Source organism: Shigella sp. FC1661, from assembly GCF_001712525.1.
In the GTDB taxonomy this organism is placed as follows: Bacteria; Pseudomonadota; Gammaproteobacteria; order Enterobacterales; family Enterobacteriaceae; genus Escherichia; species Escherichia coli.
In genome coordinates this window covers 1-1,349 of the sequence record NZ_MDGW01000338.1, presented here as the reverse complement: position 1 = coordinate 1,349, position 1,349 = coordinate 1, and the positions used below count along the sequence as shown (strand labels likewise).

Annotated in this window: 1 protein-coding gene and 2 pseudogenes; 2 read left to right on the top strand and 1 reads right to left on the bottom strand. The window is 40.3% G+C overall.

The annotated features are described in order from the left end of the window. Window positions 1-67 (top strand): hypothetical protein (locus BFF42_RS27870; protein WP_241551019.1); only part of this gene is annotated, 67 nt, incomplete at its 5' end. Window positions 68-220: 153 nt separating this feature from the next. Then, window positions 221-1,048 (top strand): annotated as a pseudogene (gene yfdF, locus BFF42_RS17490) (protein YfdF); the annotation flags it as partial. 16 nt (window positions 1,049-1,064) lie between these two features. Here the strand turns inward: yfdF and BFF42_RS17485 are convergent. Continuing rightward, window positions 1,065-1,349 (bottom strand): annotated as a pseudogene (locus tag BFF42_RS17485) (IS1-like element IS1X2 family transposase); the annotation flags it as partial.

Here is a 1,349-nt window from a genome sequence, read left to right as displayed (position 1 = left end):
ACGACGCTGCGACGTTCTGTTCGCCATGATGCGCGACGGGACTTTTTATACCCCGCAGGGGTCATAACATGCTTGACAACTTAATAGGGGCACCCCCCTGGCTATTGTGCGCTCATACACTCAAATTAAAGATAGGTTCTAAATAAATGAGCGTTTTTTGATAGTCTATTTCATTAGGTAATATATATTTGTAACAAATCAATCAAAATGGAATAAAATCATGCTACCATCTATTTCAATCAACAATACCAGCGCAACTTACCCAGAATCCATTAATGAAAATAACAATGATGAAGTTAATGGATTAGTACAAGAGCTCAAAAACCTTTTTAATGGTAAGGAAGGAATAAGCACCTGTATTAAACATCTACTTGAGCTTATAAAAAACGCCATATGAGTAAACGACGATCCTTATAGATTTAATATTAATAATTCCTCAGTTACTTATATTGATATTGGCTCCAATGATACAGACCATATTACTATTGGTATCGACAACCAAGAACCAATAGAATTACCTGCGAACTATAAAGACAAAGAACTCGTCCGTACTATCATTAATGACAACATAGTTGAGAAGACTCATGATATCAATAACAAGGAAATGATCTTCAGCGCATTAAAAGAAATATATGATGGAGATCCTAGTTTTATCTTCGATAAGATATCACACAAACTCAGACATACGGTAACGGAATTTGATGAGAGCGGGAAAAGCGAACCAACGGACTTATTTACCTGGTACGGTAAAGATAAAAAAGGCGACTCTCTCGCTATTGTAATTAAAAATAAAAACGGAAATGATTACTTATCTCTCGGTTACTACGATCAGGACGACTACCACATTCAAAGAGGAATTCGTATTAATGGTGATAGTCTCACCCAATATTGTAGTGAAAACGCCAGGAGTGCTTCAGCGTGGTTTGAAAGCAGTAAAGCTATCATGGCAGAATCATTTGCAACAGGTTCCGATCATCAGGTTGTAAACGAGCTCAACGGGGAAAGACTGAGAGAACCTAACGAAGTTTTTAAACGTTTAGGTCGAGCAAGGTAATGACTCCAACTTACTGATAGTGTTTTATGTTCAGATAATGCCCGATGACCTTGTCATGCAGCTCCACCGATTTTGAGAACGACAGTGACTTCCGTCCCAGCCTTGCCAGATGTTGTCTCAGATTCAGATTATGTCGCTCAATGCGCTGAGTGTAACGCTTGCTGATAACGTGCAGCTTTCCCTTCAGGCGTGATTCATACAGCGGCCAGCCATCCGTCATCCATACCACGACCTCAAAGGCCGACAGCAGGCTCAGAAGACGCTCCAGTGTGGCCAGAGTGCGTTCACCGAAGAC